Annotated in this window: 19 protein-coding genes and 1 pseudogene; 10 read left to right on the forward strand and 10 right to left on the reverse strand. The window is 72.6% G+C overall.

The features are described 5' to 3' along the window. Nucleotides 1-148: 148 nt before the first annotated feature. Entirely contained in the window at nucleotides 149-850 is a 702-nt protein-coding gene (locus tag MMF93_RS31260; RefSeq protein WP_242756522.1) for a hypothetical protein, read from the forward strand. A 112-nt stretch (nucleotides 851-962) separates the two neighbouring features. On the opposite strand, the gene MMF93_RS31265 is transcribed toward MMF93_RS31260, so the two are convergent. From MMF93_RS31265 to MMF93_RS31285, 5 genes are all read right to left on the reverse strand, one after another. Further along, nucleotides 963-1,937, reverse strand: a complete 975-nt coding sequence (locus MMF93_RS31265) for an EamA family transporter (protein WP_242756523.1) — start codon at nucleotides 1,935-1,937, stop codon at nucleotides 963-965. Between the two features lie 119 nt (nucleotides 1,938-2,056). Beyond that, nucleotides 2,057-3,199 carry a M24 family metallopeptidase gene (locus tag MMF93_RS31270; RefSeq protein ID WP_242756524.1) on the reverse strand — a complete coding sequence of 381 codons (1,143 nt, stop codon included), beginning with the start codon at nucleotides 3,197-3,199 and terminating at the stop codon, nucleotides 2,057-2,059. A gap of 343 nt (nucleotides 3,200-3,542) precedes the next feature. Continuing rightward, a complete protein-coding gene (locus tag MMF93_RS31275) occupies nucleotides 3,543-4,163 on the reverse strand; it encodes an L-threonylcarbamoyladenylate synthase (RefSeq protein ID WP_242756525.1) in 621 nt (206 codons plus the stop codon). Between the two features lie 146 nt (nucleotides 4,164-4,309). Beyond that, on the reverse strand, nucleotides 4,310-5,134 hold the full coding sequence (locus MMF93_RS31280; protein ID WP_242756526.1) for an SAM-dependent methyltransferase: 825 nt from the start codon (nucleotides 5,132-5,134) through the stop codon (nucleotides 4,310-4,312). A gap of 168 nt (nucleotides 5,135-5,302) precedes the next feature. Beyond that, entirely contained in the window at nucleotides 5,303-7,261 is a 1,959-nt protein-coding gene (locus MMF93_RS31285) for an aconitate hydratase (protein WP_242756527.1), read from the reverse strand. Nucleotides 7,262-7,543: 282 nt separating this feature from the next. Between MMF93_RS31285 and MMF93_RS31290 the strand changes: the two genes are divergently transcribed. From MMF93_RS31290 to MMF93_RS31320, 7 genes and pseudogenes are all read left to right on the forward strand, one after another. Continuing rightward, nucleotides 7,544-10,024, forward strand: a complete 2,481-nt coding sequence (locus tag MMF93_RS31290) for a glycoside hydrolase family 95 protein (protein ID WP_423835648.1) — start codon at nucleotides 7,544-7,546, stop codon at nucleotides 10,022-10,024. A 320-nt stretch (nucleotides 10,025-10,344) separates the two neighbouring features. Then, nucleotides 10,345-11,712, forward strand: a complete 1,368-nt coding sequence (locus MMF93_RS31295) for an L-fuconate dehydratase (protein ID WP_242756528.1) — start codon at nucleotides 10,345-10,347, stop codon at nucleotides 11,710-11,712. After that, nucleotides 11,709-12,470, forward strand: a complete 762-nt coding sequence (locus tag MMF93_RS31300; protein WP_242756529.1) for an SDR family NAD(P)-dependent oxidoreductase — start codon at nucleotides 11,709-11,711, stop codon at nucleotides 12,468-12,470. Before MMF93_RS31295 ends, MMF93_RS31300 begins: the two co-directional genes overlap by 4 nt. Then, nucleotides 12,467-13,468 (forward strand): aldo/keto reductase, encoded by a 1,002-nt coding sequence (locus tag MMF93_RS31305; protein WP_242756530.1) that lies wholly within the window; start codon nucleotides 12,467-12,469, stop codon nucleotides 13,466-13,468. Before MMF93_RS31300 ends, MMF93_RS31305 begins: the two co-directional genes overlap by 4 nt. Continuing rightward, nucleotides 13,465-13,776, forward strand: a pseudogene (locus tag MMF93_RS31310) (L-rhamnose mutarotase); the annotation flags it as partial. The gene MMF93_RS31305 and the pseudogene MMF93_RS31310, both read left to right, overlap by 4 nt. 181 nt (nucleotides 13,777-13,957) lie before the next feature. After that, nucleotides 13,958-15,340 carry a sugar porter family MFS transporter gene (locus MMF93_RS31315; RefSeq protein WP_242756531.1) on the forward strand — a complete coding sequence of 461 codons (1,383 nt, stop codon included), beginning with the start codon at nucleotides 13,958-13,960 and terminating at the stop codon, nucleotides 15,338-15,340. Between the two features lie 76 nt (nucleotides 15,341-15,416). After that, on the forward strand, nucleotides 15,417-16,280 hold the full coding sequence (locus MMF93_RS31320; RefSeq protein ID WP_242756532.1) for an amidohydrolase family protein: 864 nt from the start codon (nucleotides 15,417-15,419) through the stop codon (nucleotides 16,278-16,280). A gap of 13 nt (nucleotides 16,281-16,293) precedes the next feature. Here the strand turns inward: MMF93_RS31320 and MMF93_RS31325 are convergent, their stop codons facing one another. The 4 genes from MMF93_RS31325 to MMF93_RS31340 all read right to left on the reverse strand — a co-directional run bounded on the left by MMF93_RS31325 (nucleotide 16,294) and on the right by MMF93_RS31340 (nucleotide 19,980). Beyond that, the gene (locus tag MMF93_RS31325; RefSeq protein ID WP_242756533.1) at nucleotides 16,294-17,094 is read right to left on the reverse strand and encodes a HEAT repeat domain-containing protein; all 801 of its coding nucleotides are present in this window, start codon (nucleotides 17,092-17,094) and stop codon (nucleotides 16,294-16,296) included. A 49-nt stretch (nucleotides 17,095-17,143) separates the two neighbouring features. After that, a complete protein-coding gene (locus MMF93_RS31330) occupies nucleotides 17,144-17,602 on the reverse strand; it encodes a hypothetical protein (RefSeq protein ID WP_242756534.1) in 459 nt (152 codons plus the stop codon). Nucleotides 17,603-17,726: 124 nt separating this feature from the next. After that, nucleotides 17,727-18,452, reverse strand: a complete 726-nt coding sequence (locus tag MMF93_RS31335; protein WP_242756535.1) for an aspartate/glutamate racemase family protein — start codon at nucleotides 18,450-18,452, stop codon at nucleotides 17,727-17,729. Nucleotides 18,453-18,498: 46 nt separating this feature from the next. After that, nucleotides 18,499-19,980 carry an NCS1 family nucleobase:cation symporter-1 gene (locus MMF93_RS31340; RefSeq protein WP_242756536.1) on the reverse strand — a complete coding sequence of 494 codons (1,482 nt, stop codon included), beginning with the start codon at nucleotides 19,978-19,980 and terminating at the stop codon, nucleotides 18,499-18,501. Between the two features lie 383 nt (nucleotides 19,981-20,363). On the opposite strand from MMF93_RS31340, the gene MMF93_RS31345 reads away from it, so the two are divergent. Next, complete coding sequence (locus MMF93_RS31345) at nucleotides 20,364-20,567, forward strand: peptidoglycan-binding domain-containing protein (protein ID WP_242756537.1); 204 nt, start codon at nucleotides 20,364-20,366, stop codon at nucleotides 20,565-20,567. A gap of 176 nt (nucleotides 20,568-20,743) precedes the next feature. Beyond that, entirely contained in the window at nucleotides 20,744-22,198 is a 1,455-nt protein-coding gene (locus MMF93_RS31350; RefSeq protein WP_242756538.1) for a dihydrolipoyl dehydrogenase family protein, read from the forward strand. Here MMF93_RS31350 and MMF93_RS31355 read toward each other — a convergent pair. Beyond that, on the reverse strand, nucleotides 22,183-23,121 hold the full coding sequence (locus tag MMF93_RS31355; protein WP_242756539.1) for a phosphotransferase: 939 nt from the start codon (nucleotides 23,119-23,121) through the stop codon (nucleotides 22,183-22,185). The two genes, MMF93_RS31350 and MMF93_RS31355, sit on opposite strands and share 16 nt — an antisense overlap. Nucleotides 23,122-23,149: the final 28 nt, after the last annotated feature.

Below are 23,149 nucleotides of genomic sequence, written 5' to 3' on the forward strand. Positions count from 1 at the left end.
CCCCCCCCCTCGTGGTGGGACAGCGGTGGCACGGGCCGGTAACGAAGCCGTGTCAGCGTCCTTCCGGAACGCGGCGAGCGCGGGCGGGGTCCGTAAAATGGTCCACGGCAGCACCCACTGCCGACGGCGGACTGCACCGGGGGGCAGCATGGCCGACTGGAAGCGCTCGATCAGGCGCGCACACGTGCTGCGGTCCGTACTGACGACACTGTGGGCACTGCTGCCCGTGTTCACACTCGGCTTCGCGGCGGCGCCGCTGATGATCCACGCCGCGGCGCGCATGCAGCGCTGGTGGCAGACCCTGGCGACGGCGCCCTACCTCGCGGCGACCGCGCTCGTCTTCACCTTCGACCCGGACGTGTCCGCGACCAGCGAGACGCTTTTCGGGGCGGGGATGTTCGTCAACTTCGTCGTCGGGACCGGGCACGCGTTCGCGATCCGCGGTGCCGTGTGGAAGCCCGACGGCACGGATCACCACACGTTCAGGCCCCTGCTGGAGAAGCAGCGCGAGGTACTGGCCGCCCAACGGGACGCGCACGCCGCGCGCGAGGCCGCTCGCGCCCTCGCCGCGTCCGACCCGTGGCAGGCGCTGGACTTGCAGATCGGCCGCGTGGACCTCGGCGACCGCGCGTTTCCCGACGGCGGCCTCGTGGACGTCAACAACGTGCCTCAGGCCGCACTGGCCAAGGCGCTGCGCATCCCGGCGCCCCGCGCAGCCGAGGTCGCGCGGGCGCGCGCCCAGATCGGAGGCTTCTCCTCCGTCGCCGAGCTGTCCGTCACGACGGACCTGCCGCCGCGGCACCTGGACGCGGTCGCGGACCGGTTGATCTTCCTGCCGCCGAGCCCGTGAGGGCGGCCCGCCACGTCCGCGCCGGGAACCTGCCGCAGTGGAGCAGAGCCGGGTGGGGCGGCAGGCGGGCAGGCGGCCGTCCGGAGGCGGGCGGCCCGCCCCCTCACACTTCTCAGGCCGACGAAGCGGTGGCGGGCTCCCCGGGGTCAGGCACGGGATCGGGCGCGGGCGCGAGCCCGGTGGCGGGTGCGGGCAGGGCCTCACGGGCACCGGCGCGGGTCGCGCCGATCCCCGCGGCCACCACGAAGGCGACGCCGACCGCGGGCCCGAGGCCGGGCACCTGCCCGAGGACCAGCAGGCCGACCAGCACGGCGAAGGCCGGCTCCAGACTCATCAGCGTGCCGAACGCGGACGCGGTCAGACGGCGCAGCGCGAGGAACTCGAGAGCGAAGGGCAGTACGGGGCTGAGCGCGGCCAGCCCCAGCATGATCAGCACCGGCTGCCAGGCGAGGCGGTCGGTCAGCGAAGGGGCTGCCACAGCGAGCCCGGTGATGCCGGCCACCGGCATGGAGACGGCCAGCCCGCTCAGGCCGGTGACGCGGTCCCCGACACGCTGGGTGAGCAGGATGTAGGCGGCCCAGCACGCGGCAGCGGCCAGCGCGCAAGCCACTCCGGCCGCGTCGACACCGCCGTGCCAGGGCTCGGTCAGCGCGACGACGCCGAGTGCGGCGGCGGCAGTCCAGCACAGGCGTCCGCCTCCGGGGCCGAGCAGCGAGACCGTGAGGGGACCCAGGAACTCCAGCGCGCTCGCGGTACCCAGCGGCAGGTGGTCGATGGCGAGCATGAAGAAGAGCATCATCCCCGCTGTCACGGCACCGAGCACGGCGCAGGCCGCGAGGTCCCGGCCGGTGAAGGAGCGGCGGCGCGGCCGTATCAGCACCAGCAGGAGCACACCCGCCCACGCCAGCCGCAGTCCGGCGGCGCCCGGCGCTCCGAGCCGGTCGAACAGCGGCACCGTCAGAGCGGAACCGAGCTGGACGGTGGACATCGAGGCGACGCCCATGAGGGCCCCGGCCTGGGCCCCACCCAGGCGTCCCAGGCGGGACGAGGCGAAACGGAGACGGGGCCGGGACGGATGCGGACTCATGGCCTCCAGTAGAAGACCTCGGGATCCCGCGCGTCCACGCGGGGTCCACCGAGACCCCTCCGCGCCGCGCGCGTGCCCGTACAGTCAGGGGAAGCCCGTGGGGGAGGGGAGCCGGTGCGTCAGGACAGGACGGTCAGTTCGCGGTCGGTGGTGTTCAGCCGTTCCCCGCCGTCCTCGGTACACACCACGATGTCCTCGATGCGTGCGCCGTACCGGTCCGGCAGGTAGATGCCGGGCTCGATGGAGAAGGCCATGCCGGGTGCCAGCGGCTGCCGGCTGCCGGCGACGATGTAGGGCTCCTCGTGGCTCTCCAGGCCGATCCCGTGTCCTGTGCGGTGGATGAAGTACGCACCGAAGCCCGCCTGGGTGATCAGGTCCCGTCCGACGGCGTCCAGCTGCTCGGCGGTGATGCCCGGGCGCACGGCTTCGGTCTGTGCGCGCTGCGCGTGCAGGAGGACGTCGTGGAGCCTGCGGAACTCCTCGGTCGGCTCGCCCACGACGTACACGCGGGTCGAGTCGGAGCAGTAACCCTCCGCGGTGGTGCCGCCGATGTCGACCACCACGGGGTCGCCGGGCTGGATCACCCGGTCGGACAGCTCGTGGTGCGGGCTGGCGCTGTGCGGTCCCGAGCCGACGATGACGAAGTCGACCCGGGCATGGCCCTCGGCGGCGATCGCGGTCGCGATGTCCCGGCCGACCTCGCGTTCGGTGCGTCCGGCTCGCAGCCATTCCCCCATGCGGGCGTGCACACGGTCGATGGCCGCCCCGGCGCGCCGCAGGGCCGAGACCTCCCGCGGTGTCTTCCGCGTCCTCAGCACGCTCAGTACGGTGCCGGCCAGTTTCTGTTCCGCTCGGGGCAGGGCGGTCCGGAAGGCGAGCGTCTTCTCCGCCCACATGTGGTTGTCGACGCCGACGCGCGTGGCCGAGGCGGGCAGCCGGGAGGCGACCACGGCGTAGGGGTCCTCGGTCTCCTGCCAGGCGAGGATCTCCACGCCCAGCGCTCCGGCGGGTGAGGCCTGCGCGGCCGGCTCCTCCAGGGCGGGTACCAGCAGGAAGGGCCGGCCCTCGGCCGGGACGACCAGGCAGGTCAGCCGCTCCAGTTGCATGGCGTCGTAACCGGTCAGGTACCGCAGGTCGGCTCCGGGGGAGATCAGCAGGGCGTCCAGCCCCGCCTTGGCTGCGGCGGTACGGGCGTGGTCGAGGCGGTCGGCCGGATAGAGGTCCTGGTCGGACTCGGTGGTGGTGTCGGTCCGGTGGTGCATCGCTTCTCCCGAGGTGAGGGCGGGTCGCGGCGGCCGGGGAGGGATGCCGCCGTCCCGGAACGCGGCGCCCCGAGGCGGAGAGGGTGGGATCGAGGCCGCACGTGTTGTCGGGGTGCCCGCACGTGTCTTCGACACCTCTACCGGGCGCCGGTCGGACCCCTGCACACCCGTCGTGGCGCCTCGTGACACGCGTGGCACGAGGGCACGCGAGAGACGGAGGTCATGCCGCGCATGCTCGCAGGGCGCGGTGGCCCGTACAACCGAATTCCCCGTGTGGGCCGGTCCGGGGCCGGGCCCGGGGGCCCGGCCCCGGACCCGGTCTCGGTCTCGGTCTCGGTCTCGGTCACATGAAGCGTGCGGGGTCGCCCGCCCCCTGCCGTACGATCTCGGGGGCCTCGCCGGAGAAGTCCACCACCGTGGTGGGTTCGGTGCCGCAGTCACCGGAGTCGACCACGGCGTCCACCACGTGGTCGAGCCGCTCCTTGATCTCCCAGCCCTGGGTCAGCGGCTCTTCCTCGTCGGGCAGCAGGAGGGTGCTGGAGAGCAGCGGCTCGCCGAGTTCGGCCAGCAGCGTCTGGGTGACCACGTGGTCCGGGATGCGGACTCCGACCGTCTTCTTCTTCGGGTGGAGCAGCTTGCGCGGCACCTCCTTCGTGGCGGGGAGGATGAAGGTGTAGCGGCCGGGGGTCGCCGCCTTGACCGCGCGGAACACGTCGTTGTCGACGTGGACGAACTGGCCCAGCTGCGCGAAGTTCTGGCACATGAGCGTGAAGTGATGGCGTTCGTCGAGGTTGCGGATGGACCGGATGCGGGTCATGCCGTCGCGGCTGCCCAGCTGGCATCCCAGAGCGAAACAGGAGTCCGTCGGGTACGCGATGAGCGCGCCCGCCCGGATGCTGTCGGTCACTGTGCGGATGGTGCGTGGCTGTGGGTTGTCGGGATGCACGTCGAAGTACTTCGCCATCCGCCGAGCCTATGCGCACCGGCGCCCCGTCCCCCACGGCAGGTGCCGTGTGTGCCGGTGCGGGCGGGTGAGCCGGGGCGCCGGTCAACCGGAGTGGGGCGGCCGGCCGGGACGCCGGTGGAGGGGGAGTGCGGTGGGGAGCGGGGTCAGTGCTTGACGGCCACTCCCGCCCAGACGCCCGCCTCGGCGGCCGAGACGGTTCCGGGCAGCTGCCGTACCGGGCCGAGCTCCAGGTCCATCCGCCATTCGCAGGTCGGAGCGATGTCCGGAGCGACCAGGTCGAGCCCCTCGAAGAAGCGGGCGGTCTCTTCCCTGGTCCGGAACTGGGTGGGCGTGACCGCCTGACGGTAGTGCTCGGCGAGGGCCGCCATCCGCCCGTCGTCGAGGTCGAGGGCACCGTGCGAGAGGATCAGCGCGCTGCCCGGCACCAGCGGGGCCACGAGCCGGCGTACGAGCCCGTACGGATCGTCCTCGTCGGGGAGGAAGTGGAGCAGCGCGACGACCGACAGGGCGATGGGCGCTTCGAAGTCCAACGTCTTGCGTGCGTGCTCGAGGATGGTCCGCGGGTCCCGCACGTCGGCTTCGACGTAGTCGGTGGCTCCCTCGGGAGTGCTGCTCATCAGGGCGCGTGCGTGGGCCAGGACGATGGGGTCGTTGTCTGAGTAGACGATCCGGGACTCGGGAGCCACATCCTGGACCACCTGGTGCAGGTTGGGCGCGGTGGGGATGCCGGTGCCGATGTCGAGGAACTGGCGGATGCCGAGTTCCTTCACCGCGTACAGCGCGGCGCGGTGCATGAACTCCCGGTTCTGCCGCGCGGCGACCATCGAGTGGGGGTTCGCGTTCAGCGCCGGGACGGCTGCCTCCCGGTCGACGGCGTAGTGCGTCTTTCCGCCGAGGAAGTAGTCGTACAGCCGCGCCGTGTGCGGCTTCGTGCCCGGCTTCGGTGCCGTGTGACCCGCCCCGCTCACCTGGAACCCCTCTCTGAGACAGCAACCTGGCCCCATCATCGACCAGTTCGCCGCCGCGTAGGGCCGATACCGCGAGGTTCGTTGCCCGTTCACGGGTCGGCTGGGCGACAGAACCGGAAAAAGGAGGGCGAGCCGACGAGTCGGGGCCGCCGCGTCGTCGGACGGGTGTCACTCCGCGGCCAGCGCCGGGATGATGCCGCCGGCGAGGACGAGGGAGCGCTGGCGCGGGGAGAGACGGTGGCGTACCGCGTACTCCTCGTCGCGGGTCTCGTTGCGCAGCCGCAGCACGGGTTCGGCCTCGGGAGCGAGCGCGGCGTGCAGGTCGGCCAGGTGGAGCGTGTCACCCTCGCGGACGCGCTCGTGGTCGCCGCCGTCCTCGAACTCCAGTGGCAGCACACCGAAGTTGACGAGGTTCTGCCAGTGGATGCGGGCGAAGGAGCGCGCCACCACGGCCCGCATGCCCAGGTACCGGGGTGTGATGGCGGCGTGCTCGCGCGAGGAGCCCTGTCCGTAGTTCTCGCCGCCGACGACGAGGTAGCAGCCGTCGTGCTCCCTGGCCCGGCGCGGATGCTCGGGGTCGAGCCGGGTGAAGGTGAACTCGGCGAGCTGGGGGATGTTCGACCTGTAGGGCAGCGCTTTCGCCCCGGCGGGGGAGATCTCGTCGGTGGAGACGTTGTCCCCCGCCTTGAGCAGGACGGGCGCCGTCAGAGTGTCGGGGAGGGGGTCGAGGTCGGGCAGTGCCGAGATGTTCGGGCCCCGTTGCAGCTCGACCGTCCGGGCCTCCTCCTCGGGCAGCGGGGGCTCCAGCATGCCGGTGTTGACGGACGCGTGTTCGGGCAGGTGGAGCGCGGGCTGGGCGGTTCCGGTTTCCGCAGCCCAGTCGCGGGGATCGGTGAGGGTGCCGGTGAGCGCGGAGGCCGCCGCCGTCTCCGGTGAGCACAGCCACACGGAGTCCTCCTCCGTGCCGGAGCGGCCGGGGAAGTTGCGGGGCATGGTCCGCAGCGAGTTGCGGCCCGCGGCCGGGGCCTGGCCCATGCCGATGCAGCCCAGACAGCCGCTCTGGTGCAGCCGAGCGCCCGCCGCGATCAGGTCGAACGTGCCGCCGGAACGGGTGAGGTCCTGGAGGATCTCGCGGGAGGTGGGGTTGATGTCGAGGCTGACGCCGTCCGCGGTGCGCCGGTCCTTGACCATGGCCGCCGCGACCGCGAAGTCCCGCAGCCCTGGGTTGGCGGAGGAGCCGATGACGCACTGGGAGACCGGCTCGCCCGCCACCTGGCGCACGGGCACCACGTCGCCGGGCGACGAGGGCCGGGCGACCAGCGGCTCCAGCGCCGACAGGTCGATCTCCTCGTCGAGGTCGTATGCGGCGTCGGGGGCGGCGCTGATCTCGGTGAAGTCCGCCTCCCGGTCCTCGGCGCGCAGGAAGTCGCGGACGGCCTCGTCGGACGGGAAGACCGTGGCGGTCGCGCCCAGCTCCGCGCCCATGTTGGCGATGACGTGGCGGTCCATGGCCGTCAGCGAGGCCAGGCCAGGGCCGTGGTACTCGATGATCCGGTTCACGCCGCCCTTGACGCCGTGCCGCCGCAGCATCTCCAGGATCACGTCCTTGGCGCTCACCCAGGGCGGCAGCTCGCCGGTCAGCCGTACGCCCCAGATCCGCGGCATGCGGACGTAGAGGGGCCGCCCGGCGATCGCCAGCGCCACTTCGAGACCGCCCACGCCGACCGCGAGCATACCCAGGGAGCCGGCCGCACACGTGTGCGAATCCGAGCCGGCGAGAGTCTTCCCCGGCACGCCGAAGCGCTGCATGTGAGTGGGGTGCGAGACGCCGTTGCCGGGCTTGGAGTACCACAGGCCGAAGCGGTTGGCGGCGGAGCGCAGAAAGGCGTGGTCCTCGGCGTTGCGCTCGTCGGCCTGGAGAATGTTGTGGTCCACGTACTGGACGCTGACCTCGGTCCGCGCCCGGTCGAGGCCCAGCGCCTCCAGCTCCTGCATCACCAGCGTGCCCGTGGCGTCCTGGGTCAGCGTCTGGTCGACCCGCAACCCGATCTCCTCGCCGGCCTCGGCCTTCCCCTCGACGAGGTGGGCGTCGACGAGACGCTGCGCGACGGTGCCGTGTGCCGGCATGGCGTCCCCTCCTTTGCTCTCGGGTGCGCGCGGCCCGGCGGTGGCCGGCCGGTGCCGAGTACCCCGCACGCGCCGTGGGCACGCGCCCGATCACCCCTGGGGGCACGGCGTACGTCACCTCTCCGCCCGACGCCGCGCCGCGGCAACGCCGCCGGCCGGAAAATCATGGTCGGGACCCTGTCGCGCAGCGCTGCCCTTTCCTAAGCTCTGTCGGCAGTCATCCGATGTATCGGACCTCTACGGTGCGTCAGCACTGACCGACGGAAGGCGAAAGCGCCCGTGATCCCCCCACATGCCTCCTCAGGCCACTCGCCCGGTCACTCCGACCCCTCCGATCCCTCGCAGCCCTCCGCTCCCTCGCCTTCCTCCGATCTCTCGCCCGGAACGGGTACCTCCCGGCGCGCGCTGCTGCGCACGGCCGCCGCGCTGGGAGCGGCCTTCGCACTCTCCTCCCTGCCACAGTTCTCCCGCCCCGCGTACGCCGCCGACCGGCCCTCGTCGCCCGCTCTGGTTCCCGACGAGGAGGCCGTGGCCCTCTGGTACGGGACGCCTGGCGACGAGTCCTCGATCATGGAAGAGGGGCTGCCGGTCGGCAACGGACGCCTGGGCGCCCTGACGACCCAGCACGCCTCGCACGACGCGCTGTACCTCGCCGACGTGACCCTGTGGAGCGGAGGCGCCAACGACACGCTCGGCCCGGACGGCCAGTTCCCCTACGAGCCCGCCACCTTCGGCAGCTTCGGACAGCTGGCGCGGCTGTACCTCGACATCCCCGGGCACACCGCGTCAGCCGTCTCCGACTACCGGCGGACGCTCGATCTGAGCAACGGCCTCGCCGTCACCACGTACACGGTGGGCACCGCGTCGTACCGGCGCGAGGTGTACGCCAGCCACCCCGACGACGTGCTCGTCATACGGCTGACCCAGACCGGCGGCAGCTGCACGGGCGAGCTGTCCCTCGCCGGTACGCGTGGCGAGGAGACGTCGGCGGACGGGGGTGCGGCCGAGGCCTGGTTCACGGCCGCACTGGACAACGGGCTCAGATACGCGGCGCTGCTCAAGGCGGCCGGCGTGGGGGGAACGGTCTCCGCCTCCGGGGACCGGGTCACCTTCGAGGACTGCTCCGAGGTGAACCTGGTCGTCTCCGCGGGCACCAACTACGCGCCGGACGCCTCGGCCGGCTTCCAGGACGCGTCCCTCGACCCGTTGCGGGTGGCGCGCGCGAAGGCCGCCTCGGCGGCCGCCACGCCCGCCCGCCGGCTGCTGGCCACACACGTCGCCGATCACCAGCGCCTCCAGCAGACGATGAGCGTCGACCTGGGCCCCTCCACCGACGAGCAGCGCGGCATGGACACGGCCGCCCGGCTCGCGGCAGCCGCCGGGACGGACGCCGCGCCCGACCCCGAACTTGAGTCCGCTTATTTGCAGTTCGGCCGCTACCTGATGATCTGCGGCTCCCGCGACAGCCTGCCCGTCAACCTCCAGGGCCCGTGGATCGACCGCAACGATCCGGCGTGGATGTCCGACTACCACTCCGACATCAACCTCCAGATGAACTACTGGCTGCCCGACCGCGCGGGCCTGAGCGCGTGCTTCGACGCCTTCACCGACTACTGCCTCGCCCAGCAGCCCGTGTGGGAGAAGACGACGCGAAAGCACTTCAACGACCCGCGCAACACCTTCCGCAACACCTCGGAGAAGCTCGCGGGCTGGACCCTGGCCTTCTCCACCAACATCTTCGGCGGCAACGGCTGGAGGTGGCACCCGGCCGGCAACGCCTGGCTGTGCAACTCCCTGTACGAGCACTACCAGTACACCGGGGACACCCGGCACCTCGAGAAGATCTACCCGCTGCTCAAGGGGGCGTGCGAGTTCTGGGAGGCGCGGCTCGTCGAGGTGACGGTGGCCGACCCCGGCACGGGGCGGGAGCGCCGGGTCCTCGTCGACGACCACGACTGGTCACCCGAGCACGGCCCCCAGGACGCACGCGGCATCACCTACGCGCAGGAACTGCTGTGGCAGCTGTTCGGCAACTACGGCGCCGCGGCGGACGAACTCGGCAAGGACGCCGCGTTCGCCCGCACCGTCGCCGGGTTGCGCTCCCGGCTCCACCTGCCGGGCGTCAGCTCCACCACCGGGTGGCTGAAGGAGTGGATGTCCGAGGAGAACCTGGGGGAGAAGGAGCACCGCCATCTCTCCCCGCTGGTGGGCCTCTTCCCCGGGGACCGGATCACCGTCGAGGACTCACCCCCCGAGGTGCTCGACGGGGTGAGGAAGCTGCTCACCGCGCGCGGGATGGAGAGCTACGGCTGGGCGTGCGCCTGGCGGGCCATGTGCTGGGCCCGCCTCAAGGACGCGGAGAAGGCGTACCGGTTGGTGCGGACGGTCATGAGGCCTTCGGTGGAGCACGGCAACGGCTCCGGCATCAACATGTTCGACATGTACCAGCTCTCCGGCTCCGCGTCGGTGTTCCAGATCGACGCCAACTTCGGCACGCCGGTGGCGATGCTCGAGATGCTCGCCCAGTCACGCCCAGGGCATGTCGAACTGCTGCCTGCGCTGCCGGACGCGTGGGCAAAGGCGGGACGCGTCACCGGCATCGGGCTGCGTGGCGGGCTGCGGCTGGACCTGGCATGGGCGCAGGGCGCTTTCACCGAGGCGACTCTCCACGGTGCGGCGGGAACCCGGGTGACGGTGGTGGCGGAGGGCCGGCGAAGGGAGGTGACCCTTCCGGACGGCGGAGCCGTCACCCTGCGGCCCTGAACGCGGTGCGGGAGGATACGGGACGCCGGGGACGCCGGGTGCGCGCCGCCGCTCCACGGAGCGGACTCAGCGCACGCGCAGCGAACGCAGCGCACACGCAGGGGAATCAGCGCAGGAGCGCTGCAAAATCCCATAAGCCGCGCAAGCCCCGCGCGCCCCGGTACCGAGTGGCGCGAAAAGAGATCCGATGTTTCCTTGCGCGGCTCGGTCGCCCGGGAATAGTGTCGACTCGTCGTTCAGTCATCCGATCTCTGAGGCGTTGGATGCTCCCTCGACGCAACGGTGGCGCCGCCGCGGGGCAGGCTGCGAAAGGAACCCAGTTGTCCGCAGACGTTGCACGGATCATCGCGATGGACACCTATGACGTCCGCTTCCCGACCTCCAGACAGCTGGACGGCTCCGACGCGATGAACCCGGACCCCGACTACTCCGCCGCGTACGTCGTCCTGCGCACCGACGCAGGTGAGGGGCTCGACGGGCACGGGTTCACCTTCACGATCGGACGGGGCAACGACGTGCAGGTCGCGGCCATCGAGGCGCTGCGCGGGCATGTGGTCGGACGGCCGGTCGCCGAGCTGTGCGCGGACCCGGGATCGCTGAGCAGAGCCCTGACCGGGGACAGCCAACTGCGCTGGCTCGGCCCCGAGAAAGGGGTGATGCACATGGCTGTCGGCGCGGTCGTCAACGCCGCCTGGGACCTGGCGGCCAGGCAGGCGCGCAAGCCGCTGTGGAAGCTGCTGGCCGACGCCGAACCCGCGTGGCTGGTCTCCCAGATCGACTTCCGCTACCTGACCGACGCGCTGACCGAGCAGGAGGCGCTCGACCTGCTGTGCCGCGCCCGTACGGGCCGCGAGGCCAGAGAGGAGGAGCTGCACCGCGGCGGCTACCCGGCGTACACCACCTCGCCGGGCTGGCTCGGATACCCGGACGAGAAGCTCGCCCGGCTCGCCGAGGAGGCCATGGCGGCGGGCTTCCGGCAGATCAAGCTGAAAGTGGGCGCCGACCTCCAGGACGACATCCGGCGCTGCCGCACCGCCCGCGAGGTGGTAGGACCCGGGTTCCGCATGGCCATCGACGCCAACCAGCGCTGGGACGTGCCCGAAGCCATCGCGTGGACCGCTCGGCTGGCCGAGTTCGGCCCGTACTGGATCGAGGAGCCGACCAGCCCCGACGACGTGCTCGGGCACGCCGCGATCCGGCGCGCGGTGGCACCCGTCAAGGTCGCCACGGGCGAGCACGTGCACAACCGGGTGGTCTTCAAGCAGCTGCTCCAGGCCGACGCGCTCGACGTGCTGCAACTCGACGCGGCCCGGGTCGGCGGTGTCAACGAGAACCTGGCGATCCTGCTGCTGGCCGCGAAGTTCGGTGTGCCGGTGTGCCCGCACGCGGGCGGTGTCGGCCTGTGCGAACTGGTGCAGCACCTGTCGATGTTCGACTTCGTGGCGGTGTCGGGCACGACCGAGGACCGGGTCATCGAGTACGTCGACCACCTGCACGAGCACTTCCGCGACCCGGTCGTGATCCGGGACGGGCACTACGCCGCGCCGCTCGCGCCGGGCTTCTCCGCCGCCATGGACCCGGAGTCGATCGCCAACTACACCTATCCACACGGCCGCTTCTGGGCCGCCGATCTCGCCCGGCGCGGCGACGGCCAGGGCGCCACCGACCCCGCGGAGGCCCAGGCATGATCACGCACGAACTCACCGGACTGCGCGCCCTCGTCACCGGCGGAGCCTCGGGAATCGGCCGGGCCACCGCCCGGCGACTGGCCGACGGCGGCGCCGAGGTCGCCGTGCTCGACCTGGAGCCCTCGGGAGTGGAGGCACCGCTGCACGGCATCAGGGCCGACGTCGCGGACGACGCCTCCGTCCGCTCGGCCGTCCAGCGCGCTGCCGACCTGCTCGGGGGCATCGACATCCTGGTCAACAACGCGGGCATCGGCGCCGCCGGCACGGTCGCCGACAACACCGACACCGAGTGGCAGCGGGTGCTCGACGTCAACGTCGTCGGCATCGCGCGCACCACCCGCGCCGCCCTGCCCCACCTGCGGCGCTCGCCGCGTGCCGCGATCGTCAACACCTGCTCCATCGCGGCCACCGCGGGGCTGCCGCAGCGCGCCCTGTATTCGGCCAGCAAGGGCGCGGTGTACGCGCTGACGCTGGCCATGGCGGCCGACCACGTCCGCGAGGGCATCCGCGTCAACTGCGTCAACCCCGGGACGGTCGACACGCCCTGGGTGGGCCGGCTGCTGGCGGCGGCCGACGACCCCGAGGCCGAGCGGCGGGCGCTCGAGGCCCGCCAGCCGCACGGCCGCCTGGTCGCCGCCGAGGAGGTCGCCGCCGCCATCGTCCACCTGGCCTCACCCGGCGCCGGATCGGTGACCGGTACGGCACTCGCGGTCGACGGCGGCATGTCGGGGCTGCGCCTGCGGCCGGCCGGCACATGAGCGGCGTACTGCCGCATGCCGCGCTCGGTGGGAGCACGGCACGGGTGACGCGGCTCGCCTTCGGCGCCGCCTGCCTCGGCAACCTGTACGAGGCGGTGAGCGAGGAGCAGGCGCTGGCCACGGTGGACACCGCGTGGGAGGAGGGGGTGCGCACCTTCGATGTGGCGCCGCACTACGGGCTCGGTCTGGCCGAGCGGCGGCTGGGCGCGGCGCTGCGCGGGCGGCCGCGGGACGACTTCACCGTCTCCACAAAGGTCGGACGACTCCTCGAACCGGTCAGCGGCGCACGGGGTGACGACCTGGACCACGGGTTCGCCGTCCCGGCCGACCTGCGCAGGGTGTGGGACTTCAGCGCGGACGGAGTCCGCCGCAGCCTGGAGGCCAGCCTCGAACGGCTCGGACTCGACCGGGTGGACATCGTCTACCTCCACGACCCGGACGACCACGAGCGTGCGGCCCTCGACCAGGCCTACCCCGCGCTGGAACGCCTCAGGGGCGAGGGCGTCGTCAAGGCGATCGGCGTCGGCATGAACACCACCGTGATGCCCGCCAGGTTCGTGCGCGACACCGACATCGACGCCGTCCTGCTCGCCGGCCGCTACACCCTGCTCGACCGCAGCGGCCTCGCGGACCTGCTGCCCGCCGCCCACGCGCGGGGCACCTCGGTGGTGGCCGGGGGCGTCTTCAACTCCGGAGTGCTCGCCGACCCGCGGCCCGAGGCGACCTACGACTACCGACCCGCCCCCCGGCACCTGCTGGAGCGGGCGCAGGGCCTGGGGCGGATCTGTGCGGAGTACGGGGTGCCCCTGCGCGCCGCCGCAGCTCGCTTTCCGCTGGGCCACCCCGCCGTCGCCGCGGTGCTGCTGGGCCTGCGGACCCCGGCCGAAGTACGGGACGCGGCCGCCCAGTTCCGGCGCCCGTTCCCCGACGGCCTGTGGGACGCGCTCGCCTCCTCCGGACTGCTCGGCCACACCGGACACCGAAAGGTGACGTTATGAGGGTTGCTCTGCACACGCGCGTGCGCCAGGAGCGCATCGCCGAGTACGAGGCGGCGCACCGGGAGGTGCCCGCCGAACTGACCGCCGCCATCCGGGCGGCCGGCTGCACGTCCTGGACGATCTGGCGCGGTGGCACGGACCTGTTCCACCTCATCGAGTGCGAGGACTACGCGCGGCTGCTCGCCGAGCTGGAGCGCCTTCCGGTCAACGTCGGCTGGCAGGCGCGGATGGCCGAACTCCTCGACGTGGTGCACGACTACTCCGCCCGAGGGGCGGACGCCGGGCTGCCGGTGGTGTGGCAACTGCCCGATCGTCGCGAAGAACCCCGCGAAGAACCCCGCGAAGAACCCCGCGAAGAGTCCCGAGACGATTCCCGCGCCGATTGCCGCGAAGGGACGAGTGAAGAAGCGGACCAGCGGCCGTGAGGTCACCGCGTCCGTGGCCTGCCGGGGCAGCGAGGACCGATCCGACCTGGAGGGACGACAACCCGTGACACACATACGGACGGGCGCGGCCGCCCGCACGCAGGACGGCGGAGCGGTACCCAAAAGAGTGCACTGGGTCGCCGTGCTCGGCGGTCTCTCGGGCGTCCTGTACGGCTACGACTCGGGCGCCATATCCGGAGCGCTCGAACCGCTGACCGACGACTTCGGCCTCAGCTCCACAGGACAGGGCCTGGTCACCAGCCTGCTGCTGCTCGGCGCGCTGCCGGCCATCGTCGCCGGATCGCTCGCCGCACGGCGCTGGGACCGGCGGCATCTGCTCGTCCTGGCGGGCGTCATCTTCGTCGTCGGCTCGATCGGCTGTGGCCTGGCCCCGAACGCCGCCACGCTCATGGTCTCCCGGTTCGTCCTCGGTTTCGCGGTCGGCCTGGCCAACATGTTCGGCCTCATCTACCTGAGCGAGCTCGCCCCCAAGCATCTGCGCGGCCGCATCACCGCGCTCTACCAGCTCTCCGTCAACGTGGGCATCCTCGTCGCGTTCACCGTCGGCGACGCGCTCTCCTCCTCAGGCGCCTGGGAGTGGATGCTGGGGCTGGGCGCCCTGCCGGCCGCGGTGTTCCTGGCCGGCATGGTCCTCAGCCCGGCAGGCCCCCGCTGGCTGATGATGCACGGCAGGGTGAAGGAGGCCGAGTCGGTGCTGCGCACGCTGCGCTCCACCGACGGGGCGGCCCGCGCCGAGGTCGAGGAGATCCGCACCAGCCTCGTGGAGCAGCACGCGGGCCTGCGCGAACTGTTCACCGGGCACTACCGCAGACCCCTGCGCATCACCCTGATCCTGACGTTCTTCCAGGTCTTCACGGGCATCAACGCCGTCGTCTACTACGCCCCGATCATCTTCGAGCACCTCACCCCCGAAGGGTCCGGCAGCGCCGGAACCCTCGCCAACTACTGCGTGGGCGCGGCCCTGGTGCTCTCGACGGCGGCCTCGCTGCCCTTCATCGAACGCCTGGGCAGGGTGAGGCTCCTGACCCTCTCGCTGGCCGTGCAGGTGCCACCGATGATCGTCCTTGCCCTCTTCCCCGACGTCACCGCTGTCGCCGTCACCTGCGTGTTCGTCTACACCTTCGCCTTCGGCTTCGGCCTGGGCCCGGTGTTCTGGCTCTACTGCCCCGAGGTGCTGCCGCTCCGCGCCCGCGCCCTCGGCATGGGCGTGATCACCTTCACCCAGTATCTGCTCAACTTCCTCTTCTCCCTGGTCTTTCCCGACGTCCTGCACGCCATCGGCAGCACGGTCTTCGCGCTCTTCGCCTTCCTGTCCGCCGTCGCCGCCTGGTACGTGGCCCGCCGCGTGCCCGAGACCTGTGGCAAGTCGCTCGAGGAGATCGAGCACCTCTGGCTCACCGAGCCGCCCCCGGCCACCCGCGCCTGAGGCCGGGCCACGAACCTGACACCCTCGGTACCTCGGGAGAGGCCCGAGCCCTGTGACGAGGAGAGAGGCGCACAGCATGCACGTCGTCGACGCGCACCACCATGTGTGGGACCTGAGCGTGCGCGACCAGCCCTGGATCAGCGGCCCCGCCATGGCACCGCTGCGCCGCTCGTTTTCCGCCGCCGAGTTCGCGGGCGAGGCCCGTGCCGCCTCGGTGACGGCGAGCGTCCTGGTGCAGACCGTCACCGAGGCGCGGGAGACCCCCGAACTCCTCGCCCTGGCGGCCGGCAGTGACCTGATCGCGGCCGTGGTCGGCTGGACGGACCTGACCGCTGTGGGCGTGGCGGAGGAGCTGTCCAGGCTGCGTGCGCTGCCCGGCGGCCGGTTCCTGCGCGGCATCCGCCATCAGGTGCAGGGCGAGCCCGACCCCGAGTGGCTGGTGCGTCCCGACGTCCTGCGCGGGCTGCGCGCCGTGGCGGCGGGGGGACTCAGCTACGACCTCGTCGTCCTGCCGCACCAACTGCCGGCGGCGGAGCGGGCGGCGGCCGCCGTTCCCGAACTGACCTTCGCGCTCGACCATCTGGGCAAGCCGCCGCTGGCCACGGGGGAGACCCGGGCCTGGGAGGCCGGGCTGCGGCGCCTGGCCGCGCTGCCCAACACCGTCGCCAAACTCTCGGGGCTGGTCACCGAAGCCGACTGGGACACCTGGACGGTCGAGGAGCTGCGCGGCTGCGTGGACGCGGCCCTCGACGCCTTCGGCCCACAGCGCGTGATGTTCGGTTCCGACTGGCCCGTGTGCACACTGGCCGCCCGCTACGCGGACGTCATGGCGACGACCCGCACGCTCACCGCCGCGCTGGGACCGAGCGAACAGGCGCAGGTGTGGTCGGGGACGGCAGCGCGCACCTACGGCCTGAGCACCCCTCCCGCGGCGGGGTGACGCGCGGCTGCGGTCAGCCGTCCCTGACGTCCTCCACCGCTTGCCTGACATCCGGGTGCGGGTCGTCGGCCAGACCGTCGAGCAGCGCGGCGACCCCCGGGGTCGACCAGCGGGCCAGCGCCCACACCAGGTCCTCCCTCACCCCGGGGTCGGGGTGGCGGGCGAGAGGGCGCAACCGGTCGAGGGGGCCCCGACGGCGCATGCCGAACCAGTGCAGTGCCTCGCGCAGCACGGCCGGGTCGCCGGGGTCGCCGGCTGCCGCGACCCTCTCAAGCAGCACCCGGACGGGTGGCGGGGGGCCGTCCAGCGGGTGCGGGAGACGCTCGCGCAGCCGCCGCGCTCCGTACCCGCCGCGCTCCCGGCACCCCACGCAGGTGCACGGCCGCCTCCCGTGCGCGTCCGGCAGGTAGCGCCAGCCCGCCACGCGGGGCGCGCAGCGGACCCGGTGGACCTCGCGCGCCGTGACCGCCCTGGGGACGAACACCTCCCACCCGCGCGGGTCGGGCAGCGCCGCGATCCGGCGTACGGCCTCGGCGGCGCGCAGGGTCTCCTGGGCGTTCCGCGCCCGGTCCGTGTACCGGCCGACCACCACGGGCTCGGTGTCCGCAAGGCGCAGATGGACGGCCACGAGCCCGCCCCGGCTGCCGAACCGGGCCAGCTCGCGCACCCACTGGTGGGTGAGCGTGTACGAGGGCAGCACCGGGAAGCAGTGGACCCCGCGCGCCCCGCCCTGGCCGTGACCGGCCGCGCGGATGCCGGACCGCCGGATGCGCGGCGCGTTCGCCGCGGACGTCACGTGCACGAACATCGCCATGGCCCGGCATGCTAGGGGACGCGGCGCCTCCGCGGCCTGTGTGGTCTCCTCAGGCGGCCCGGTGCCGTGCGCGGCGGATGCGGACCTCCTCGCCGCCGTGGAGCACGGCGGTCAGCGCGGTGTGGTCGCGGATCTCCAGGTGGATGCCCGCGTTTCCCAACGCCGTGGTGACGCGCTCGGGCAGGGTGCGGCGTTCCTCGTCCTCCAGTTCCGCGGGGTCGCGGGTCGCGGCGAGCAGCGCGGCGCGCGGTCCGCCTCCCGCTCCGGTCGACCGCACGCCCACGCAGCGGTGGAGTCCGGCGCGGCGGAGGGCGGCCCGCGCGTCGTCGCGCAGTGCGACGCAGGAGAGGTACTCCACGATGACGGGCGGGCTGTAGGCGCCGGCCGCCGTGCGCGCGATCTCCTGGGCGGCGACGCCGTTGTGGTGGTCGGTGCACATGGCCCAGAACAGATCCGCACGCACCCGCAGATACTCCTCGACCGCGTCGCGGGTGTGCAGGTGGATCATGGCCTCGTCCTCCGGTTCGACTCTCCGAGCGGGCGTCCCCTCGCGGACTCCCGCGTGCTGATGACGTGTGTGGGGCGGGCGAGCGCGCGGATGCGGCGCCCGCGCTCCGGCCTGCCGGCCCGCGTCAGCGCGCCACCGGTGGCCAGTTGAGGACCGCCTTGGGCCGCGGCGGGGCGTACGTCCGCACCTTGGACGTCGACAGGCCGAGGCCGACGAGGGACTCGGCGATCTTCACGGCCGCGGTCACCCCGTCCACGACGGGCACCCCGGTTCGGTCGACGACGCGTTCGGTCAGTCCCGACATGCCGCCGCAGCCCAGGCAGATCACCTCCGCGCGGTCGTCCTCCACCGCACGGGCGGCCTGCTCGGCGATGGCGTCGACGGCGGCTTTCTCGTCCTGCTCCAGCGCGAGTACGGGCAGACCGCTGGCGCGCACGGAGGCGCACCGTGCGCTGAGCCCGGCCGCGTGGAGGCGCTCTTCGATCAGGGGCACCGTACGGTCCAGGCTGGTGACGACGGAGTAGGTGCGGCCCAGGAACTGGGCGGTGCTCGCGGCGGCCTCGGTGATGTCGACGACGGGGACGTCGAGCAGTTCCTGTAGCCCTTCGCGTCCGTGCTCCCCGTAACCGGCCTGGATCACCGCGTCGAACGGCTTCTGGTAGGCGCGGACGGTCTCCATCACGGCGAGCGCGGCGAGGTAGCTCTCGTAGTTACCCTCGACCGACTCGGCGCCGAACGAGGGGGTGAGCGGCACGATCTCGGTCCCGGGCGACGCGGCACTCTTCGCCTGCCGTCCGATCGCGTCGGTGATGGACCGCGTGGTGTTGACGTTCACGACGAGGATGCGCATGCTCCGGCTTTCTGCTGCTGGTTGGTGTCTTCGACTGGCGGTGCGGTCATTCGGCGGCGACGGCGATGGCCTCGCCGTCCACGTCGCGGAGCGCGACGCCGCGGTCCGCGATGAGCGCGTACACGGCGGCGGCGAGGAGGGCGCCGATGAACCAGGAGAAGCCGGCCACGGCGTGGAAGGCGGGAACGAGGGCCAGCACGACAGCCGCCGCGGCGCTGGGCGCGAAGGCGGCGACGGCGCGCGGGTTGTAGCCGCGGCGGTAGTGGTACTCGCCCTGGGCGTCCTCGGTGTAGAGGTCGGGCACGTTCACGCGGGCCTTCCGCAGCAGCCAGTAGTCCGCCATGATCACGCCGAATAGCGGTCCGAGCAGGGCGCCGAGCCCGCCGAGGAAGTAGTTGACGACGACGGGGCTGTTGTAGAGGTTCCAGGGCAGGATCACCAGCCCCAGGACGCCGCTGACCAGCCCGGCCTTGCGGAAGTTCAGCCGCCGGGGGAAGAAGTTGACCAGCGCGTAGATGGGCGCGACGAAGTTGGCCAGCAGGTTCACCGCGACGGTCAGGGCGATCAGGGCGAGCGAGGCGACGGCCAGCAGGAACATGTTCGGGATGGTCCGCACGATGTCCGTGGGGCTGGTGATGACATGTCCGTCGAGCTTGAACTGGGCCCCGCTGAGAACCGCGACGATGACGGCGAAGAAGAGCATGTTCACGGGTATGCCGATCACGTTGCCGCGGACGATGGAGCTGCGGCTCCTGGCGGACCGGGTGAAGTCGCAGAAGTTGAGCACGAAGGTGCCGTAGACCACCACCCACAGCGCGGCGCCCTGCAGGATCTGCAGCCACATCGCTCCGCCGGTGAGCGGCGCGTCGATGGACAGGGAGACGGAGCCGTCCGCGCGGAAGAACATCCAGGCCGCGAGCGCGCACATGGTGATCAACGTCGTGGGCGCGGCGAAGGCCATGTACCGGCGGATCATCTGCATGCCGTAGCTGACGATGAGGATCTGCAGGGCCCACAGCGCCAGGAACGTGATCCAGCCGAGCGTCGACTGGCCCAGGATCGCGTTGTCGTCCAGGTGGCCCATGCCGGGGAACATCGCCACCAGCAGGGCGCTGAGTACGGATGAGGCCAGGTAGGTCTGGATGCCGAACCAGGCGATGGCGACGGCTCCGCGCACGCCGGCGGGTATCTTCGCGCCCTTGATGCCGAACGCGATGCGGCTCATCACGGGGAAGGGGACGCCCGTCTTGTGTCCCATGAAGCCGGAGAGCGTCAGCAGGAGGAAGAGCAGGACGGAGGCGAGCGCGAAGGCTGCCAGGATGCCCCACACGTTGAGGCCGAGCGCGAAGAGCCCGATGGCGAACGCGTAGTTCCCGAGGCTGTGCACATCGTTGGCCCAGAGGGTGAAGACGTTGTAGGCGCCCCAGCGGCGCCCTTCTTTCTTCGTCGGGGCGAGGTCGTAGGTGTAGAGGCCAGAACTGGCGGCGTTGCTGGTCTCCACGGACGACCGCTCATCCACGGCAGTCATACGGAGCTCCGGGGGGAGGGGGAGGGAGGGGAGGAGGGAGAGGGGAGGAGAGGGCGAGGAGTGGAGGGGAGGCGGGGAACGTTGGGAGGTTTCCACGAAATGGAAGCGCGTTTCCGGTAGCCAGAACGTAGTTTTCGCCAAGCGACACCGTCAAGAGGTCAGAGGGAAAGACTTGGTCAGCCGGCGCACCGCTCCTGACCGGCGGGAAGACGGTGTGGCGGTGGTGCGGCCCGGCAGCGGTACGCGCCCGGCGCATGGAACCCGGGGACTACGGCGGCGGTTTACCCGCTGTGTCCGATTCAACCCGGCGCCGGATGCGGCCCGGGTCTCCGCCTCCGTAGCGTCGCCCCCGTCGCACACCAGGCGAGGGGGCGATCATCGGCGTGGGTAACCAAGGGGCGGCCGTCAAGGAGGCCCAGTGGCTGGTGGACGAGGTGTGGAGTTACCCGGGCAGCCTCGCCAAGGACGGTATCTACGGGCCCGACACCAGGAAGGCGATCGTCTGGTTCCAGAAGAAGAAGGGGCTCGCGGCGGACGGCATCGTCGGCCCCAAGACCTGGCACGCCCTGCGGACCGGCGTCGTCTGAGGTCCGCCCGTGCGGTCCGCCCCGTGCGATGACGCGCGATGACGGGCCCCGCATGGCACTGTAGGACGGTCGGCCCACCCGCTGCCGCACCGGCAGCCCGTGGGCCGGCGCCGCCGCGGGGGGCGGAACCCTCGACGAGGCGGCGGCGACCTTCGACGAGCGTGCAGGAGAGCGGAATGGCTGCGAACGGCGCCGACGATCAGAGCGGTTCCCGCTACGACGTGCTGGTGCTCGGCGCCGGCCCCGGCGGCGAGAACGTCGCCGACAGGGCCAGGGCGGCGGGACTCAGCGCGGCCGTGGTGGAGAGCGAACTGGCCGGGGGCGAGTGCTCCTACTGGGCCTGCATGCCCAGCAAGGCGCTGCTGCGGCCGGTGGCCGCACGGGCCGACGCCGGCCACACGTGGGGCCTGCGGGGCGGCCCTTCCCTGCCGCTGGACGTCGAGGACGTCTTCGCCCACCGCGACGAGGAGGCGTCCCACTGGCAGGACGAGGGCCAGGCCGAGTGGCTGGCGAGCGCGGGGATCGACCTCGTACGCGGCCACGGCCGGCTGTCCGGGCCCCGCCAGGTGACGGTGACACAGGAGGACGGAACGGTGCGCCGGCTCTCGGCCCGTCAGGCCGTCGTGGTGGTGACCGGCAGCCGCGCCGTGCTCCCCGACCTGCCGGGGGTCGCGGACGCCAGGCCCTGGACCAGCAGGGAGGCGACCAGCGCCTCCCGGGTGCCGGACCGCCTCGTGGTGGTGGGCGGCGGAGTCGTGGGCGTGGAGATGGCCACGGCGTGGGCGGGGCTCGGCTCCCGGGTGACGCTCCTGGCCCGGGGGAGCGGCCTGTTGCCGCGCATGGAGCCCTTCGCCGGGGAACTCGTCGCCGACGCCCTCCGCGCGGCGGGCGCGGACGTGCGCGTGGGCGAGTCCGTCACCGAGGTCGCACGCGCGCGCCCTGACGGTCCTGTGACCGTCCGCACCGACGCGGGGCAGGAGGTGGAGGCGGACGAGGTGCTGTTCGCGACCGGCCGTGCGCCGCGCACCGAGGACCTGGGTCTGGAGACCGTGGGCCTGGAGCCGGGGTCCTGGCTGACGGTGGACGACACCCTGCGCGTCACCGACGTGGCGGACGGGTGGCTGTACGCCGTCGGGGACGTCAACCACAGGGCCCTGCTCACGCACCAGAGCAAGTACCAGGCGCGCATCGCGGGAGCGGCCATCGCCGCTCGCGCGCAGGGGGCGGTGACGGCCGACGCGTGGGGCGCGCACAGCGCCACCGCCGACCACCACGCCGTCCCCCAGGTGGTGTTCACCGACCCCGAGGTCACCGCTGTGGGGCTCACGGCCGGTCAGGCCGAGCGTGCGGGGCGGCGTGTCCGTGCGGTCGACTATGACATGGCCGACGTCGCGGCCGCGGGCCTGACCCGCGACGACTACGCGGGGCGTGCGCGTCTCGTCGTCGACGTCGAGCGTGAAGTCGTCGTCGGCGCCACGTTCGTCGGCGCCGGACTCGCGGAGCTGCTGCACTCGGCGACGATCGCCGTCGTCGGTGAGGTCCCGCTGAGCAGGCTCTGGCACGCGGTGCCCTCGTACCCGACCCTCAGCGAGGTATGGCTGCGGCTGCTGGAGACCTACCGGGACAGCTGAGGCGGGCCCGCCAGTTCCTCGCGCAGCCCCTCCAACGCCACCACGTCGTCCTCGGTGCCGGTGTGCGGGGCGGCGAACCAGTCGGCGTACTCGGCGATTTCGGACAGGCACCAGTCGAGCGCGAACAGGTCGGCCATCGCGGGACGCGCCCGCACCCTGTCTCCCGCGCCGGCGGCGAGCAGGTCGGCGAAGTCGCGCTCGGGCGGAGCCAGGGCAAGCGACTCCCAGTCGACGAGCCGCAGGCCCTGGCCGGTCACGACCTGGTTGGCGTGGTGCGGCTCGCCATGGGTCGGTACCCAGGCGCCGCGCTGAGCACGGGCGCGCGCCGCCAGCCGGTGGTAGCGCTCGGTCCAGTCCGCGATCCGGCCGAGCCGTGCGGCGATCGCCGCACGCGCCTCTTCGGCCTGTGGCCCGACGTCCCAGGAGCCGGCCGTGCGGGCCCGCAGACGGTGGGCGAAGTCACGGGGGACGCGCGGCGCCCACTCGGGCAGCCCCGGGGGAGGCGCGGCGCGGTGCAGGTCCCGCACCGCCGCGACCACCCGCTCCACGTGCCTGGGCGCCTGTGCCTCCGCCTCGGTAGGTGACCGGCCCGCCAGCCACGGGGTGGCGCTCAGTGCGCCGTCGGCCAGCTCCACGGTGTAGCGCCCTGAGCGCGAGGGCAGCGGCGCGCACACCGGGGCGAGACCGGCCGCGGCCAGCGCGGCCGCGCCGGCGTAGGCGGCTTCCAGCGAAGCGCGCGTGTGCCGGGGCGCCAGGGCGTCGAGCGTGACGAACAGCTCCCGGCCGTCGTCCAGGGCCGCACGCCAGTGGTGGGCGCCGAATCCCCAGGGGAGGTGGCCCAGGTGGCGTACCGGCGAGGACCAGGACGCGGTGACCGTCCGGCGGATCGTCTCCTCGGTCACCGAGGCGGGTGGACTGAGCACGCTGGGGACCCTAGGACGGCCGCAGGGG

Origin of the sequence: Streptomyces tubbatahanensis, assembly GCF_022699385.1 — a bacterium.
In the GTDB taxonomy this organism is placed as follows: domain Bacteria; phylum Actinomycetota; class Actinomycetes; order Streptomycetales; family Streptomycetaceae; genus Streptomyces; species Streptomyces diacarni.